Origin of the sequence: Nevskia soli DSM 19509 (assembly GCF_000711955.1) — a bacterium.
Classification (GTDB): Bacteria; Pseudomonadota; Gammaproteobacteria; order Nevskiales; family Nevskiaceae; genus Nevskia; species Nevskia soli.
In genome coordinates this window covers 60,842-76,195 of sequence record NZ_KL543998.1, presented here as the reverse complement: position 1 = coordinate 76,195, position 15,354 = coordinate 60,842, and the positions used below count along the sequence as shown (strand labels likewise).

General features: G+C 65.6%; 13 protein-coding genes. 10 read left to right on the top strand and 3 right to left on the bottom strand.

The genetic code is table 11. The annotated features are described in order from the left end of the window. The first annotated feature begins 101 nt into the window (after window positions 1-101). The 9 genes from BP26_RS0122880 to BP26_RS0122840 all read left to right on the top strand — a co-directional run bounded on the left by BP26_RS0122880 (window position 102) and on the right by BP26_RS0122840 (window position 9,609). Window positions 102-848, top strand: a complete 747-nt coding sequence (locus BP26_RS0122880; protein ID WP_029922873.1) for an electron transfer flavoprotein subunit beta/FixA family protein — start codon at window positions 102-104, stop codon at window positions 846-848. Between the two features lie 12 nt (window positions 849-860). Then, the gene (locus BP26_RS0122875) at window positions 861-1,799 is read left to right on the top strand and encodes an electron transfer flavoprotein subunit alpha/FixB family protein (protein WP_029922872.1); all 939 of its coding nucleotides are present in this window, start codon (window positions 861-863) and stop codon (window positions 1,797-1,799) included. A gap of 131 nt (window positions 1,800-1,930) precedes the next feature. Continuing rightward, window positions 1,931-2,800, top strand: coding sequence for an SDR family oxidoreductase (locus BP26_RS0122870; RefSeq protein WP_029922871.1), 870 nt, complete (start codon window positions 1,931-1,933; stop codon window positions 2,798-2,800). A 208-nt stretch (window positions 2,801-3,008) separates the two neighbouring features. After that, the gene (locus BP26_RS0122865; protein ID WP_029922870.1) at window positions 3,009-4,634 is read left to right on the top strand and encodes an acyl-CoA carboxylase subunit beta; all 1,626 of its coding nucleotides are present in this window, start codon (window positions 3,009-3,011) and stop codon (window positions 4,632-4,634) included. 17 nt (window positions 4,635-4,651) lie between these two features. Next, window positions 4,652-5,812: an acyl-CoA dehydrogenase family protein gene (locus tag BP26_RS0122860; protein ID WP_029922869.1), complete on the top strand. Its 1,161-nt coding sequence runs from the start codon at window positions 4,652-4,654 to the stop codon at window positions 5,810-5,812. Window positions 5,813-5,877: 65 nt separating this feature from the next. Further along, on the top strand, window positions 5,878-6,171 hold the full coding sequence (locus BP26_RS0122855; protein ID WP_029922868.1) for a GIY-YIG nuclease family protein: 294 nt from the start codon (window positions 5,878-5,880) through the stop codon (window positions 6,169-6,171). 50 nt (window positions 6,172-6,221) lie between these two features. Further along, on the top strand, window positions 6,222-7,031 hold the full coding sequence (locus BP26_RS0122850) for an enoyl-CoA hydratase/isomerase family protein (protein ID WP_029922867.1): 810 nt from the start codon (window positions 6,222-6,224) through the stop codon (window positions 7,029-7,031). Next, window positions 7,028-7,609 carry a GNAT family N-acetyltransferase gene (locus BP26_RS0122845; RefSeq protein WP_169740768.1) on the top strand — a complete coding sequence of 194 codons (582 nt, stop codon included), beginning with the start codon at window positions 7,028-7,030 and terminating at the stop codon, window positions 7,607-7,609. The genes BP26_RS0122850 and BP26_RS0122845 overlap by 4 nt, the downstream gene beginning before the upstream one ends. Then, complete coding sequence (locus BP26_RS0122840) at window positions 7,606-9,609, top strand: acetyl/propionyl/methylcrotonyl-CoA carboxylase subunit alpha (protein ID WP_029922865.1); 2,004 nt, start codon at window positions 7,606-7,608, stop codon at window positions 9,607-9,609. Before BP26_RS0122845 ends, BP26_RS0122840 begins: the two co-directional genes overlap by 4 nt. 131 nt (window positions 9,610-9,740) lie before the next feature. On the opposite strand, the gene BP26_RS30435 is transcribed toward BP26_RS0122840, so the two are convergent. Both BP26_RS30435 and BP26_RS0122830 read right to left on the bottom strand, forming a co-directional pair. Further along, the gene (locus BP26_RS30435; protein ID WP_029922864.1) at window positions 9,741-10,997 is read right to left on the bottom strand and encodes an OmpA family protein; all 1,257 of its coding nucleotides are present in this window, start codon (window positions 10,995-10,997) and stop codon (window positions 9,741-9,743) included. Window positions 10,998-11,724: 727 nt separating this feature from the next. Then, window positions 11,725-12,888, bottom strand: coding sequence for an acyl-CoA dehydrogenase family protein (locus BP26_RS0122830; protein WP_029922863.1), 1,164 nt, complete (start codon window positions 12,886-12,888; stop codon window positions 11,725-11,727). 215 nt (window positions 12,889-13,103) lie between these two features. Here BP26_RS0122830 and BP26_RS0122825 point away from each other — a divergent pair, with 215 nt between their 5' ends. After that, window positions 13,104-14,441 (top strand): S41 family peptidase, encoded by a 1,338-nt coding sequence (locus tag BP26_RS0122825; RefSeq protein WP_029922862.1) that lies wholly within the window; start codon window positions 13,104-13,106, stop codon window positions 14,439-14,441. 23 nt (window positions 14,442-14,464) lie between these two features. Here BP26_RS0122825 and folD read toward each other — a convergent pair whose 3' ends face one another. Beyond that, window positions 14,465-15,322: a bifunctional methylenetetrahydrofolate dehydrogenase/methenyltetrahydrofolate cyclohydrolase FolD gene (folD, locus tag BP26_RS0122820; RefSeq protein ID WP_029922861.1), complete on the bottom strand. Its 858-nt coding sequence runs from the start codon at window positions 15,320-15,322 to the stop codon at window positions 14,465-14,467. Window positions 15,323-15,354 lie beyond the last annotated feature (32 nt).

Genomic DNA, 15,354 nt, shown 5'->3' with positions numbered 1-15,354 from the left:
GCAGGCAGCCCGGTAGTTCGGACAGGATGTTTCGCTTATTTGAACAGTCCAGGCATGGATGCCTGGCGGTTTAGACAGGACGTCTACTACAGGAAGAGAGCATGAAAGCATTGGTCAGCGTCAAACGAGTGGTGGACTACAACGTCCGCATCCAGGTGAAGCCGGACGGTTCCGGCGTGGTAACGGACGGCGTGAAGTTCAGCGTCAACCCGTTCGATGAAATCGCCATGGAAGAGGCGGTGCGCCTGAAGGAAAAGGGCAAGATCACCGAAATCGTCGCCGTCACCATCGGCGGCGCCAAGTGCGAAGAAACCCTGCGCACCGCCCTGGCCTTCGGCGCCGACCGCGCCGTGCACGTCAAGGAAGAAGGCGAGGTCCAGCCCTTGACCGCCGCCCAGGCCCTGGCCGCCGTGTTCAAGAAAGAAGGCGCCAACCTGTTCCTGCTGGGCAAGCAGGCCATCGACGACGACGCCAACCAGACCGGCCAGATGGTCGCCGCCCTGCTCGACCTGCCCCAGGCGACCTTCGCCTCCAAGGTTGAACTCGAAGCCAGCAAGGCCACCGTCACCCGTGAAGTCGACGCCGGCCTGGAAACCCTGGAAATCGACCTGCCGGCCGTCATCACCGCCGACCTGCGCCTGAACGAGCCGCGCTACCTAAAGCTGCCCGACATCATGAAGGCCAAGAAGAAGCCGATCGAAGCCGTCACCCTGGCCGACCTGGGCGTCACCGCCGGCGCCGGCCTCAAGGCCAGCAAGACCGTCGCCCCCCCGAAGCGCAGCAAGGGCGTGGTGGTGAAGACCGTCGACGAGCTGATCGCGGCTCTCAAAGGCAAGGGCCTGATCTAAGGACTAAATGACATGAGCAAGATTCTTATTATCGGCCAGCAGGCCGACGGCAAACTCAGCAGCAGCATCGCCAAGGTCGTCACCGCCGCCAAGCTGGTGGGTGGCGAGATCGAAGTCGCCATCTTCGCCAAGGACGGCAGTGCCGCCGCCGCCGAAGCCGCCAAGCTCGACGGCGTCACCAAGGTGCTGCAGATCGACCGCGCCGAGAACGACAACGAACTCGCCGCCATCGTCGCCCCCCAGGTCGTCGAACTGGCCAAGAAGGGCTACAGCCACGTCTTCGCCCCCGGCACCACCTTCGGCAAGGACCTCCTGCCGCGCGTGGCCGCCAAGCTCGGCGTGCAGCAGGTTTCCGACGTCATGGCCGTGCATGGGCCGACCAGCTTCGATCGCCCGATCTACGCCGGCAACGCCATCGTCACCGTGGAAGCCCCGGCCGCCCCGGCCGTGGTCGCCACCATCCGCCTGGCCTCGTTCAGCGCCGTGGGCTCCACCGGCTCCGCCGCCGTCGAGAAGGTCTCGGTCGACGTCGCCCTGCCGACCCACACCCGCTTCGTCAAGCTCGAAGCGCAGAAGTCCGAGCGTCCCGAACTGCAGTCCGCCAGCCGTGTCGTCTCCGGCGGCCGCGCCCTGGGCAGCTCCGAGAACTTCAAGGTCATCTACGACCTGGCCGACAAGCTCAAGGCCGGCGTCGGCGCTTCCCGCGCCGCGGTCGACTCCGGCTATGTGCCCAACGACATGCAGGTGGGCCAGACCGGCAAGATCATCGCCCCGGAACTGTACTTCGCCATCGGCATCTCCGGCGCCATCCAGCACCTGGCCGGCATCAAGGACGCGCGCACCATCGTCGCCATCAACAAGGATGCCGAGGCGCCGATCTTTGAAGTGGCGGACTTCGGGCTGGTCGCCGACCTGTTTACGGCGGTGCCGGAAATGACGTCGAAGCTGTGATCGCCTGCAAGCTATGACTGCTTGTTTGAACAGTCCGGGCATGGATGCCCGGCGGCTTGGACAGGACGTCCACTAAGCAATACACGACAGGGCCGGGAAACCGGCCTTGTTCGTTTCTGGAGGAAGAGAACATGCATTACCGTTCCGTATTCGCCCCCGATCTGTTCAAGGGACAGACCATCGTCGTCACCGGCGGCGGCTCCGGCATCGGCCGCTGCACCGCGCACGAACTGGCCGCGCTGGGTGCACACGTGGTGCTGGTGGGGCGCAAAATGGAAAAGCTGGAAGCGGTCGCCGCCGAGATCCGCGAGGACGGCGGCGAGTGCTCCCTGCAGGCCTTCGACATCCGCGATGAGGATGCGGTGAAGCAGGCGGTGAAGGCCATCGTCGCCGAGCGCGGCGTCATCCACGGCCTGGTCAACAATGCCGGCGGCCAGTTCCCGGCGCCGCTGATGGCGATCAGCAAGAAGGGCTGGGAGGCGGTGGTCGCCAACAATCTCACCGGCGGCTTCCTGATGGCGCGCGAGGTGTTCAACCAGTCCATGCGCAAGACCGGCGGTGCCATCGTCAACATGCTGGCCGATATGTGGGGCGGCATGCCGGGCATGGGTCACTCCGGCGCGGCGCGCGCCGGCATGCTCAACTTCACCGAGACCGCCGCGGTGGAGTGGGCCCACGCCGGGGTGCGCGTCAACGCCGTGGCGCCGGGCTGGGTGGCTTCCAGCGGCCTCGACAACTACGACGAGAGTTTCCAGAAGGAATTCATTCCCAAGCTGCGCGGCGAAGTGCCCCTGCAGCGCCTCGCCGAAGAAGCCGAAATCTCGGCGCCGATCGTGTTCCTGCTGACCCCGGCGGCGGGTTTCGTCACCGGCATCTGCATCGCCATCGACGGCGGCGCCTCGCGCAACACCAAGCTGTTCCCGCTGCAGGGCGGCAAGAACTCGAAGCCCTACGAGGGCTTCCACCGCGCGGTGAAGCCCAAGGTGCTGGAAAAATTCTGATCGCGGTCCCGCATCCGGCTATTTCACAAGGATTGTGAGGCGGGACTAGAATGCCTTGCCGTCGCCGCGCCGGCCCGCAGTGGCCGCCGCGGCGCGCTTTCTCCAACCCCTCAAGATACAGCCACGGGGTAATCAATATTTTCCGTGAAATACGCCTGAAATACTGGTAAAAATAGGCCATTCCCGGATACAAGGCGAGATGTCGGAAATGCCGATTATCGAATCAAAGGTCGATACCAACAGTCCCCAGTTCAAGCAGAACCGCGAGGAGATGCTGGCCCGGATCGCCGAATTCCGCGCGATCGAAGCCAAGGGCGCGGCGGAGGAGGAGAGCAAGCGCGAGCGCTTCCACAAGCGCGGCCAGATGCTGCCGCGCGAGCGCGTGCACCTGATGCTGGACCGCGGCAGCCCCTGGCTGGAGTTGCAGACCCTGTGCGGCTACAAGATGCACGACGACAAGGACGGCTCGCTGGCCGGCGGCAACACCATCATGGGCATCGGCTACGTCTCCGGCACCCGCTGCATGGTCACCGCCAGCAACTTCGCCATCAAGGGCGGCACCATGACGCCCTGGGGCGTGCAGAAGACCCTGCGCATCCAGGAGATGTGCATGGAGCAGAAGCTGCCGGCGGTGTCGATGATCGAGTCCGGCGGCGCCAACCTGCTGTACCAGGCCGAACTGTTCATCCCCGGCGGCAAGACCTTCGCCAACCAGGCCCGCGCGTCGGCCATGGGCCTGCCGCAGGTCACCGTGGTGCATGGCTCGTCCACCGCCGGCGGCGCCTACATGCCGGGCCTGTCCGATTACGTGGTGATGATCCGCAAGAACGCCAAGGTGTTCCTGGCCGGGCCGCCGCTGCTCAAGGCGGCCACCGGCGAGATTGCCAAGGACGAGGATCTCGGCGGCGCCGAGATGCACACGCAGATCGCCGGCACCGGCGAATTCCTCGCCGAGAACGATGCCGACGGCATTCGCATCGCCCGCGACATCGTGCGCAACATCGACTGGAACCGCAATCGCCCGCAGCCGCAGCTGCGCGAAGTGCGCGCGCCGCTGTACGACGTCGAGGAGCTGTGCGGCGTGGTGCCGGCCGACTACCGCCGTCCTTACGACTGCCGCGAGGTGATCGCGCGCCTGGTCGACGGCAGCGAATTCCTCGAGTTCAAGAACGAGTACGACCAGCAGACCATCTGCGGCCGCGCCGTGATCCACGGCCACCAGGTCGGCATCATCAGCAATAACGGCCCCATCACCGTCCGCGGCGCCACCAAGGCCGGGCAGTTCATCCAGCTCTGCTGCCAGGCCGACATCCCCATCGTCTATCTGATGAACACCACCGGCTACATGGTGGGCACCGAGAGCGAGCAGGGCGGCATCGTCAAGCACGGCAGCAAGATGATCCAGGCCGTGGCCAACGCCACCGTGCCGCAGATCACCATCGTCATGGGCGGCTCCTTCGGCGCCGGCAACTACGGCATGTGCGGCCGCGGCTTCGGCCCGGACTTCATCTTCGCCTGGCCCAATTCCCGCACCTCGGTGATGGGCGGCGAGCAGGCGGCGGGGGTGATGGACATCATCACCCGCGAGAAGTGGCACAAGGAAGGCAAGACGCTGAGCGAGACCGACGAGAAGATGCTCGCCTCGATCCGCCAGAACATCATCAACCAGTTCGATCGCGAGTCGAATTCATTCGCCGCCAGCGCGCGCCTGTTCGACGACGGCCTGATCGACCCGCGCGACACGCGCAAGGTGCTGGGCTACACGCTCTCCATCTGCGAGGAAGGCCGCACCCGCAAGGTGTTTCCCAACACGTTCGGTGTGGCGCGCCTCTAGGAAACGGAACTACGGACATGCAATTCACCCACGAACACCAGCAGATCTACGACACGACGAAGAAGTTCGTCGAGACCGAAATCAACCCGCACGTACTCGAATGGGAGAAGGCCGGCTTCTGGCCCGCCCATGAAGTGCTGAAGAAGATGGGCGGCCTGGGCCTGCTCGGCATCAGCAAGCCGGACTCGGTCGGCGGCCTGGGCCTGGACTATTCTTACCAGGTCGCGTTCGCCGAGGCCCTGGGCTTCTGCACCTGCGGCGGCATCCCCATGGCCATCGGCGTGCAGACCGACATGGCGACGCCGGCGCTGGCGCGTTTCGGCTCCGATTATCTGAAGGAAAACTTCCTCAAGCCGGCCGTGGCCGGCGAGATGGTGGCGGCCATCGCGGTGAGCGAGCCCGGCGCCGGCTCCGACGTGGCGGGCATCAAGACCACCGCGCGCAAGGTCGGCGAGGAATACGTCATCTCCGGCTCCAAGCTGTGGATCACCAACGGCACCCAGGCCGACTGGGCCTGCATGCTGGTCAACAGCGGCGAGGGCGACCGCCACGGCAACAAGAGCCTGATCGTGGTGCCGCTCGACGCCAAGGGCGTCGACCGCAGGCAGAAGCTGGACAAGCTGGGCCAGCGTTCCAGCGATACGGCCATGATCTTCCTCGACGAGGTGCGGGTGCCGGCGCGCAACCTGATCGGCCAGGAAGGCAAGGGCTTCACCTACCAGATGCAGCAGTTCCAGGAGGAGCGCCTGTTCCTCTCCGCCAGCATCATCGCCGCGATGGAGCGCGTCATCGACGACACCGCTGCCTATACCCGGCAGCGCCAGGCCTTCGGCCAGTCCATCCTCGACAACCAGTACGTGCAGTTCCGCCTGTCGGAGCTGAAGACCGAAGTCGAAGCGCTGCGCGCGCTGACCTACCGCGCCACCACGGAACTGGTCGCCGGTCGTGACGCAGCCTTGCTCGCCTCGATGGCCAAGCTCAAGAGCGGTCGTCTCGGCCGCGAAGTCACCGATGCCTGCCTGCAGTTCTGGGGTGGCCAGGGTTACATGTGGGAAAGCTCGGTGGCCCAGTTCTACCGCGACCTGCGCCTGCACTCCATCGGCGGCGGCGCGGATGAGGTGATGCTGGGGATCATCTCCAAGCGGCTGGGATATGGCGGGAAACGAAAACCCAGCTAAATTCGTCATTCCCGCGAAGGCGGGAATCCAGTTTTGCGAGGGTCGGATAGCAGTTGACGATGGCCATGGAGAAACACTTTTTCGTGTACATCCTGGCTAGTACCAGAAATGGCATTTTGTACGTTGGTGTTACATCGAATCTTCCTCAACGCATCTGGCAGCACAAGAATGATGAAGTTGATGGATTCACCAAGAAATACCGAGTACACACGCTGGTCTGGTTTGAACAACACGAAAGTGCGGAGTCTGCCATCACCCGCGAGAAACAGGTCAAGAAATGGAATCGCATGTGGAAGATCAGAGAAATCGAATTGCTCAATCCAGGCTGGCGAGATCTGTATGACGACATTACGGCGTAAAAACTGGATTCCCGCCTTCGCGGGAATGACGTTTTGAATCGGGGTCGGCGATGAACCTGCCCGAGACCAGGAACCTCCTGCTGTCCCTCGACGGCGGCATCCTGCACCTGACCCTCAACCGTCCCGAATCCCGCAATGCGATGAATCGCGGCATGGTCGAGGAAATCAACGCGGTGTTCGATGCCGTGCGCGAAGCGAAGGACGTGCGCGCCATCGTCATGCGCGGCGCCGGCGGCCATTTCTGCGCCGGCGGTGACCTCAAGGAAATGATGGCGGGTGGTCTCAAAGCGCCGCAGCCGGGCGAGGCCGATCCGGTGGTGCAGTTCTCGCGCGCCTTCGGCAGCATGCTGCGCAAGGTCGGCCAGGCGCCGCAGGTGGTGGTGGCGGTGCTTGAGGGTGCGGTGCTGGCCGGCGGCTTCGGCCTGGCCTGCGTCTCCGATATCGCGCTGGCCCATGTCGATGCGAAATTCGGCGTGCCGGAAACCACGCGCGGCCTGCCGCCGGCGCAGATCGCGCCGTTCATTGTCGAACGCATCGGCCTGACCCAGGCGCGCAAGCTGTGCCTCACCGGCGCGCAGTTCAGGGGCGCCGAAGCGCTGCGCCTGGGCCTGGTGCACGAGACTTTTGCCGACGATGCAGACCTGCAGGCGAAGCTCGGCGCCACCCTCAAGCAGATACTCGGCTGTGCGCCCCTGGCCAATGCCATGACCAAGGAAATCGTGCTCAACGCCGGGCGCCTAGACATGGACGCGGTGCTGGACGACGCGGCGGCCAAATTCGCCATCGCGGTGCGCGGCAGCGAGGCGCCGGAAGGCATCACCGCATTCATGCAGAAGCGCCCGCCGAAGTGGGCTTCGTGAGCCGGCTTGAAATACGCGATGCCGGCGATGGCCTGCTCAGCGAGCGGCTGTCGTTGCGCCGTTTCACCTTGGCGGATCTGCCGCTGCTGACCGAACTGAATGCCGATCCCGAAGTGATGCGCTACCTCGGCGGCGTCAATAGCCCGCAGCAGACGCGCGCCATGCTGGAAGGGCGCATCATCGAATACTACGACGCCCATCCGGGTCTGGGTGTGTGGGCCACGCTGCTGCGCGACAGCGGCGAATGCATCGGCTTTCACCTGCTCAACCACATCCAGGGCGAGCAGCACATCCAGGTCGGCTATCGCCTGTTCCGGCGCCATTGGGGGCAAGGCTACGCCACCGAGATGAGCCTGGCCTTGCTGCGCTACGGCTTTACCCGGCTCGGCTTGCCGGCCATCGTCGCCATCGCCCATCTCGAAAATCACGCTTCGCAACGGGCGCTGCTCAAGTCGGGTCTGCACCGCCGCGGCGAACGAAGCTTCCCGCATCCCGCTTATGCCGCCTTCGGGCCGCTCGCCTGGTTCGAGCGCTCCGCACAGGAATGGCTGATTGAACACAAGGCAAACGAATCATGAGCATCCCCAAGAACCGGTTTACCAAGGTGCTGGTCGCCAATCGCGGCGAGATCGCGGTGCGGGTGATCCGTGGCGCGAAGCAGCAGGGCTACAAGACCGTCGCCGTCTACAGCGACGCCGACCGCGATGCGCTGCATGTGCGCGAGGCGGACGAGGCGGTGCGCATCGGGCCGGCGCCGGCGAAGGACTCCTATCTGGTCATCGAGCACATCCTCGCGGCGGCGAAGACTTCCGGTGCACAGGCCATCCATCCGGGTTACGGTTTCCTGTCCGAGCGTGCCGACTTCGCCAAGGCGGTGCAGGATGCCGGCCTGGTCTTCATTGGTCCGGATGCGGCCTCGATCGAGGCCATGGGCAACAAGAGCGCCTCGAAGATCCGCATGATCGCGGCCGGCGTGCCCTGCGTGCCGGGATACCAGGGCGACGACCAGTCCGATGAAACCCTGAAGGCGGAGTCGGTCAAGGCCGGCCTGCCGGTGATGGTCAAGGCGGCGGCGGGCGGCGGCGGACGCGGCATGCGCCTGGTGCACGAGGAAGCGGCCCTGCTGGAGAATATCCGCTCGGCGCGCTCCGAGGCGAGCAATGCCTTCGGCAGCGGCCAGTTGCTGATCGAGAAGGCGGTGATCGACGCACGCCATGTCGAGATCCAGATCTTCGGCGACCGCCACGGCAACGTCGTCCACCTGGGCGAGCGCGACTGCTCGATCCAGCGCCGCAACCAGAAGGTGGTGGAGGAAGCGCCGAGTCCGGCGGTGGACGATGTGCTGCGCCTGAAGATGGGCGCCGCCGCGGTGGCCGCGGCCAAGGCGGTGAACTACGTCGGCGCCGGCACGGTGGAATTCCTGCTGGGCAAGGACGGGCAGTTCTATTTCCTGGAAATGAATACCCGCCTCCAGGTCGAGCACCCGGTGACCGAACTGGTCTACGGCGTCGACCTGGTGGAATGGCAGCTGCGCGTGGCCCAGGGCGAGAAACTGCCGCTGAGCCAGGAGGAAGTGCTCGACAACCGCTTCGGCCACGCCATCGAAGTCCGTCTCTGCGCCGAGGATCCCCGCCAGAACTACCTGCCGCAGACCGGCAAGGTGCTGCGCTGGCGGGCGCCGGTCGGCGAGGGCGTGCGCGTCGACACCTACCTGGAAGACGGCAAGGCCATCAGTCCCTACTACGACTCGATGCAGGCCAAGATCATCGCCTGGGGCGAGGATCGCGAGACGGCGCGCGCGCGCCTGCTCAAGGCGCTGGATGGAACGGTGCTGCTGGGCGTGGCTTCCAACCGCGACTACCTGCGCGCCATCCTTGCCACCGAGGCGTTCAGCTCGGGTGATTTCAGCACTGCCTTCGTCGGCAAATATTTCCCGCAGGACAAGATCGCCGCCGCAGTACCTACGCCGCAACAGGTGCTGCTGGCGGCGGTGGCGCTGTACCTGGATGACGCGCGCCGGCTCGCCGAGGAGCACGGCCTGGCCCCCGAGATGATCGGCTGGCACAGCTCGCACGACTCGCCCGCGGACTTCAAGCTGAAGTGGCAGCAGCGCGAATACGACCTGGAAGTGAGCAGCCACGACGGCCGTGTCTTCAAGACGCTGCTGGACAGCGCGGCGGTGCAGCTCGAAGTCGTCGCCAGCGCGGCGGGTGAATTCCGCTACGTGATCGATGGCGTGCAGGGCCTGGCCCGTTACGCACGCGACCAGGATGCGCTGTGGCTGGATGCCGCCGGTGCCATCGAATGCTTTGTCGACCGCACCTATGCCCCGGCGCAGGTCGCCGCCGCGGGTTCGGATGGACGTGTCGTCGCCCACAGCGACGGCAAGATCGTCGCCGTGCACGTCAAGCCGGGCGACGTGGTGGCGAAAGGGCAGACCCTGGTGGTGCTGGAAGCGATGAAGATGGAGTTCCAGCTCGCCGCGGCGACGGCCGGAACGGTGGAGACGGTGAGCGTCGAGGCCGGCATCCAGGTAAAGGGGCGGCAGTTGCTGGTGCAGCTCAAGCTCGCCGGATAAGTCTCCGGCGCCAAAACCGGGCCGGCTGTTCCACCCACAAAATCATGCGCAAATAAAAAGGCGCCGGAGTTTCCTCCGGCGCCTTGAATGCAGCTCAGCGAAGCCGGGCCCTCAGGCCCGGCCTTGCCGATTTACTGCGCCGGCGTTGCGGCCGGTGCAGCCTTCTTCTTGCTGTGCTTCTTCACCGACTTCGGCTGCTGACCCTGCAGCGCGGCGTTGGTGGAAGCCTCGCTGGCGCCCTTGTTGATCACCTTGACGTTGGGCGGCGTGTTGGTCACTTCGAACTCGACGCGACGGTTCTGCGCACGGCCTTCCTCGGTGTCGTTGCTGGCGATCGGCTTGGCCTTGCCGAAGCCCTTCGCAGTCAGCTCGGAGGCATTGACGCCCTTGCTGACCAGGTAGGCCTTGACCGCGTCCGCACGCTTCTGCGACAGCTTCTGGTTGTAAGCAGCCGCGCCGATCGAGTCGGTATGGCCCTGGATCTCCACGTACAGGCCCGGCTGTGCGGACAGGGCGGTGGCAACACCGTCCAGGGTCTGCTGGGCCGGCACGGTCAGCTGCGCCTTGTTGAACTCGAAGTCCACCGCGCGGATGATCACGGACTGCTCGATGATGTGGCAGTTCGCGTCAACCTGGAAGCCCGGAGGCGGGTTGCAGACCGGAGCCGGCGGCGGGGGCGGCGGAGGCGGGGGCGGCGGGGGTGGCGGCGGAGGCGGCGGCGGTGCCACCGGCTCTTCGCCGAAGGAGTAACGCACGCCCAGCATCGCCGTCTGGGCGCGGTAACGCGCTTCGATCGGGGTGCCGCCGCCGACGTCGAACGTGCCGCGGTTGGTCTGCAGGTAGCGATAGTCGGCCGACAGCGTCAGGTGACGCGTCACGTCGAAGCCGAGGCCGGCGCCGCCCTGGTAACCGAACTTGGTGGCGAAGTCGTTGTTGGTGGCAAAGCCGCCGAGGGTGACGCCGCGGTTGGCGAAACGCACGCCGCCGACACCGCCGCCCACGTAGGGATGCACCACGCTGAAGAAGCCGCTCGGAGCCTTGAAGTCATACCACAGGTTGGCCATCGCGCTGTCGGCATTCTCGAAGCCGCTGGCGCTGTTGCCGAAGGCGTCTTTCTTCACCTCGTTGCGGCGATGGTCGAGTTCCAGTTCCGGCCGGAAGCCGTTGGCGAAGGAATAGCCGCCGACGAGGCCGGCCGCCCAACCCGTATCGAAGTGCAGGGAGTCAACGGTACCGCCGCCCTGGCGGAGGTTCTGCGGACTCTCGAAATTGGCGCCACCTTCGACGCCGACGTATGGCCCATCACCGGCTTGCGCCATCAGCGGGACGGAGGCGAGAAACGCCGCCGTGACCGCCAGACGCAGAGGATGACGCTTGAATGTCTTCATGACTTGCTCCTGGTTTTGTTTAGTAACGGAACAACACTCCCGTCTGCCGGGGGCATCGGCGCGCGGTGTTTACAGCGGACAGCACGGACAACAACTGGGAATTTCACCACGAGGCCCTTACAAAAGGGTTGCACCGGGTGACAGGCGATCCACGAGCGGGATCAGCCGGAAATTGGGTCGACGACACGAAGCGGCGGGAGCCGATTGCGTAATAAATAGTATTGTTCTTTCCACGAGCCTCTCCTTAGCAGCGGGCCCCGCGGCGGCGCTCGTACGGACCTGCGCCGGAGCTTTCCACCCCCGACGAAGACCGCCAAACACCCACGTTGCCTTCGATGCCCGAGCTTCCTGCTCGAACAAGCCCGTAGACCAGTGCCTTTCGGATTAAGTTCCGCCGGGCAGCAGGCCGAGGCTCGGACATCCGCGCATTATATAGATGAGTCGGTACCGACGGGTTGGCTTAGAGCCTATAACAGAACGAATCGCGCCTGCGTTGCTGCTCAAAATCACGTCAGGCAAGGCGGAGGGCTGAGCCATGGTGATTCCATGGCTCAGCCTGACAACGCAGCATGGCGCGATTTTGAGCGCAACCCTTCGGGACGGGGCCATTTTTGCGCATTGCTGCATCAGCCGGGGCTTGCATGGAATCACCATGCCGAGCCCCGTCCGACTTGCACTGCGCAAAAATGACCTCCGTCGCAGGCGCGATTCGTTCTGTTATAGGCTCTTAATAGCCAAGCTGCCTGGCCGCAAGGTCCTTCATTATTTCGGAAGCCCCGCCGCCGATGGACAGCACCTTGGTCTCGCGGAAGATGCGCTCCACCTTGGCCCCGCGCAGGTAGCCGGCGCCGCCGAAGATCTGCACCGCCTCGCCGGCCACTTCCTCAAGCATGCGCGTCGCCAGGTTCTTCAGCAGGCATACCTCGGCCACCGGCATCTGCTTCTTCGTCACGCGCCAGCACAGGATGTCGAGCTGCGCCTTCACTGCGTCGATCTGCATCTTCATGTCGACCAGCTTGTGGCGGATCACCTGGCGCGAGATCAGCGGTTTGCCGAAAGTGTGGCGCTCGCGGGCATAAGCCAGCGCCTCTTCATAACAAACCTGCGCGAAAGCCCAGGCCTGCGCGGCGAGCATGATGCGCTCGTTGTTGAAGTTGAGCATGATCGCCATGAAGCCGGCGTTCTCCGGCCCGATGCGGTTGGCCACCGGCACCCGGCAATCGTCGAAGTAGAGCGTGGCGGTGTCCGAGCACCACCAGCCCATCTTGTCCAGCTTGCTGCGGGTGAACCCGGGCGTGCTGGCTTCCACCACCAGCAGCGACACGCCGCCCAGCCCGGCCTCGCCGGTGCGCACCGCCACGGTGAGCAGGTCGGCGCGCATGCCGGAGGTGATGAAGGTCTTGGAGCCGTTGACCACGTAGTGGTCGCCGTCGCGTAGCGCCGTGGTGCGCAGGTTGGCCACATCGGAGCCGCCGCCCGGTTCGGTGATGGCCAGGGCCGCGATCTTCTCGCCGGCCAGCACCGGCGCGAGGAAGCGCTCCTTCTGCTCCGGCGTCCCGGCATGCATCACCGGCGGGCTGGCGATGCCGTGGCTCATCAGGCTGGCGATGAGGCCGCCGGAGCCGGCCCGCGCCAGTTCCTCGGTCAGCACCACGCCATAGAACGAGTCCGGCACCTCGATGCCGCCATAGGCTTCCGGAAAGCCGATGCCCAGCACCCCCGCCTCCGCCGCCTTGCGGTGCAGTTCGCGCGGCAGTTCGCCGGCAGCCTCCCATTGATCGATGTACGGCACCACCTCGCGTTCGACGAAACGCCGCAGCTGGGTACGGAACGCTTCATGCTCCCCGCTATAGAAGGGAGAGGGCGCGACGGGGGTGGGAGTGCGGCTCATGGTAATTTGAATATCCTTTGAATTGCCTGCACAGGAACTCTAAACAGTCGGCTTCGGCAGCGCCACAACAATATCCATTACGAGCCAGGCCGCGCGCGATTGCCGCCGCTGCACCCGGGCATCCCCGACGCCGGGGCTGCAACGCCGCCACACATATGTCACGCTGCGCTTGCGGCGCCGCTTCGGCGCCCCCGGGGCGGCTCCAAAGGCATCTGATGAGTGTTTCCAGGCGGATCGTGCTTGCGCTGGCTTGCGGTGCCGTCATCGGCGCCAGCTTCCCCCTGGCCCGACGCGCTGTCGGCGGCTCCGGCCCGGTCGAGCCGCTGCCGCTGGGCGAGCTGCGCTCCTTCACCCAGGCGATCGATATCATCGGTAAACGCTACGTCGAGCCGGTATCGCCCGACAAGCTGATGGAAAACGCCTTGCGCGGCATGGTCGACGGCCTCGAGCCGCACTCGCGCTACCTCGACAAGAAGGAATTCGCCGACTGGAACGTCAACACCTCCGGCAAGTACGCCGGCATCGGCATCGAAGTGGAGATGCGCAACGGTTTCCTGCGCGTGGTCTCGGCCATGGACCACACGCCCGCGGCAGCGGCCGGCATCCAGTCGGGCGACATCATCACCCTCATCGACGGCCAGCCGACCACCGGCCTCAAGCTCAAGGAGGCCGTCGACCGCATGCGCGGCACCAAGGGCACCCGAATCAAACTGGGTGTACTGCACGTCGGCGCCGCCACCACCTCGGTGCTGGAGCTGACGCGCGAAGTGGTCAAGGTGGCCAGCGTGCGCTCGAAGATGCTGGAGCCGGGCATCGGCTACCTGCGCATCACCAATTTCTCCGCCGATACCGGCGATGCCTTCACCGACGAACTGAACAAGCTGCAGCAACAGGCCGGCGGCGACCTGCATGGCCTGATCCTCGACCTGCGCAACAACCCCGGCGGCGTGGTCACCTCCGCGGTCAAGGTCAGCGATGCCTTCCTCGAACGCGGCCAGATCGTATTGCAGCGCGGTCGCGCGCCGGGCGCCAACCACGAGTACGACGCCAGCTCCGGCGACCTGCTCAAGGGCAGGCCACTGGTAGCCATGGTCAACGGCGGCACCGCCTCGGCCGCCGAGATCGTCGCCGGCGCGCTGCAGGACCAGCGGCGCGCCGTGGTGGTCGGCAGCACCACCTTCGGCAAGGGCCTGGTGCAGAGCGTATCGCCCCTGAACGAGGGCGGCGCCGTGATCCTCACCATCGCCCGCTACTACACGCCCAGCGGCCGCTCCATCCAGGCCGAGGGGATCAAGCCGGACATCGTCATCGAGCCGGTGAAGGTCGAGCCGGTCAATGCGCCCATCGCGCGGGTGCGGGAAGCGGACCTGAAAGGCAGCCTGGTCAACGAGAAGCCCGCGGCCAAGCCGGCGCCGACCGTGGATGCGCCGGATGCCTCGGGCGATACGCAAGCCGGGAAGGCCGACAATCTGGCGGTGAGCGACTTCGTGCTCTACAACTCGCTCAACCTGCTCAAGGGCCTGATCACCGCCGGGACCGCACACGCCGGCTGATCAATCGGGCGGCCGGGAAGGCCTCAGCCCTTTTCCCGCAGCTGCGCCGCTTCCAGCGTGTTTTCCATCAGCATGGCCACGGTCATCGGGCCCACGCCGCCCGGCACCGGGGTGATGAAGGCGGCGCGCTCGCGCGCCTGCTCGAAGCCGACGTCGCCGCACAGCTTGCCGTCCGGCAAGCGATTGATGCCGATATCGATGACGATCGCGCCGGGGCGCACCCAGTCGCCGTGGACGAAGCCCGGCTTGCCCACCGCCACCACCAGCACCTCGGCCCGCGCCACTTCCTGGTCCAGTTCGCGCGTGAAGCGGTGGGCGATGGTGGTGGTGCAGCCCGCCAGCAACAGTTCCAGGCCCATCGGCCGGCCGACGTGGTTGCTGGCGCCGACCACCAGGGCGCGCTTGCCGTACAGGTCCACGCCGGTGGACTTGAGCAGCTCGATCACGCCATAGGGCGTGCAGGGCCGCAGCGCCGGCAGGCGCTGCGCCAGGCGGCCGAGGTTGTAGGGGTGGAAGCCGTCGACGTCCTTGTCCGGACGGATGCGCTCGATCACCTGGGTGGCGTCGATGTGCTTGGGCAGCGGCAGCTGCACCAGGATGCCGTCGATGCCCTCGTCGGCGTTGAGGCGGTCGATCTCCGCCATCAACTCGGCCTGGCTCACATCCGCGGCGAAATGCTGCGGCACCGAGCGGATGCCTACAGCCTCGCAACTGCGGCGCTTGTTGCGCACGTAGATCTCGGAAGCCGGATCGGCGCCGACCAGTACGGTGGCAAGGGCAGGGGCGCGTTTGCCGGCGGCCGTACGCGCTTCCACGGCGATGCGAACACGCGTCTGCACGTCGGCGGCAACGGCCTTGCCGTCAATCAGTTGGGCGGTCAAGCGATCAATTCCCGGCCTTAAAAGCACATTTT

What these genes read in the sequence shown, in the direction of transcription:
- BP26_RS0122880 (WP_029922873.1), top strand. Translation starts at nt 102, where the DNA reads ATGAAAGCATTGGTCAGCGTCAAACGAGTGGTGGACTACAACGTCCGC.
- BP26_RS0122865 (WP_029922870.1), top strand. Translation starts at nt 3,009, where the DNA reads ATGCCGATTATCGAATCAAAGGTCGATACCAACAGTCCCCAGTTCAAG.
- BP26_RS0122825 (WP_029922862.1), top strand. Translation starts at nt 13,104, where the DNA reads ATGAGTGTTTCCAGGCGGATCGTGCTTGCGCTGGCTTGCGGTGCCGTC.
- BP26_RS0122830 (WP_029922863.1), bottom strand. Translation starts at nt 12,888, where the DNA reads ATGAGCCGCACTCCCACCCCCGTCGCGCCCTCTCCCTTCTATAGCGGG.
- BP26_RS0122855 (WP_029922868.1), top strand. Translation starts at nt 5,878, where the DNA reads ATGGAGAAACACTTTTTCGTGTACATCCTGGCTAGTACCAGAAATGGC.
- BP26_RS0122875 (WP_029922872.1), top strand. Translation starts at nt 861, where the DNA reads ATGAGCAAGATTCTTATTATCGGCCAGCAGGCCGACGGCAAACTCAGC.
- BP26_RS0122840 (WP_029922865.1), top strand. Translation starts at nt 7,606, where the DNA reads ATGAGCATCCCCAAGAACCGGTTTACCAAGGTGCTGGTCGCCAATCGC.
- BP26_RS0122850 (WP_029922867.1), top strand. Translation starts at nt 6,222, where the DNA reads ATGAACCTGCCCGAGACCAGGAACCTCCTGCTGTCCCTCGACGGCGGC.
- BP26_RS30435 (WP_029922864.1), bottom strand. Translation starts at nt 10,997, where the DNA reads ATGAAGACATTCAAGCGTCATCCTCTGCGTCTGGCGGTCACGGCGGCG.
- BP26_RS0122860 (WP_029922869.1), top strand. Translation starts at nt 4,652, where the DNA reads ATGCAATTCACCCACGAACACCAGCAGATCTACGACACGACGAAGAAG.
- BP26_RS0122870 (WP_029922871.1), top strand. Translation starts at nt 1,931, where the DNA reads ATGCATTACCGTTCCGTATTCGCCCCCGATCTGTTCAAGGGACAGACC.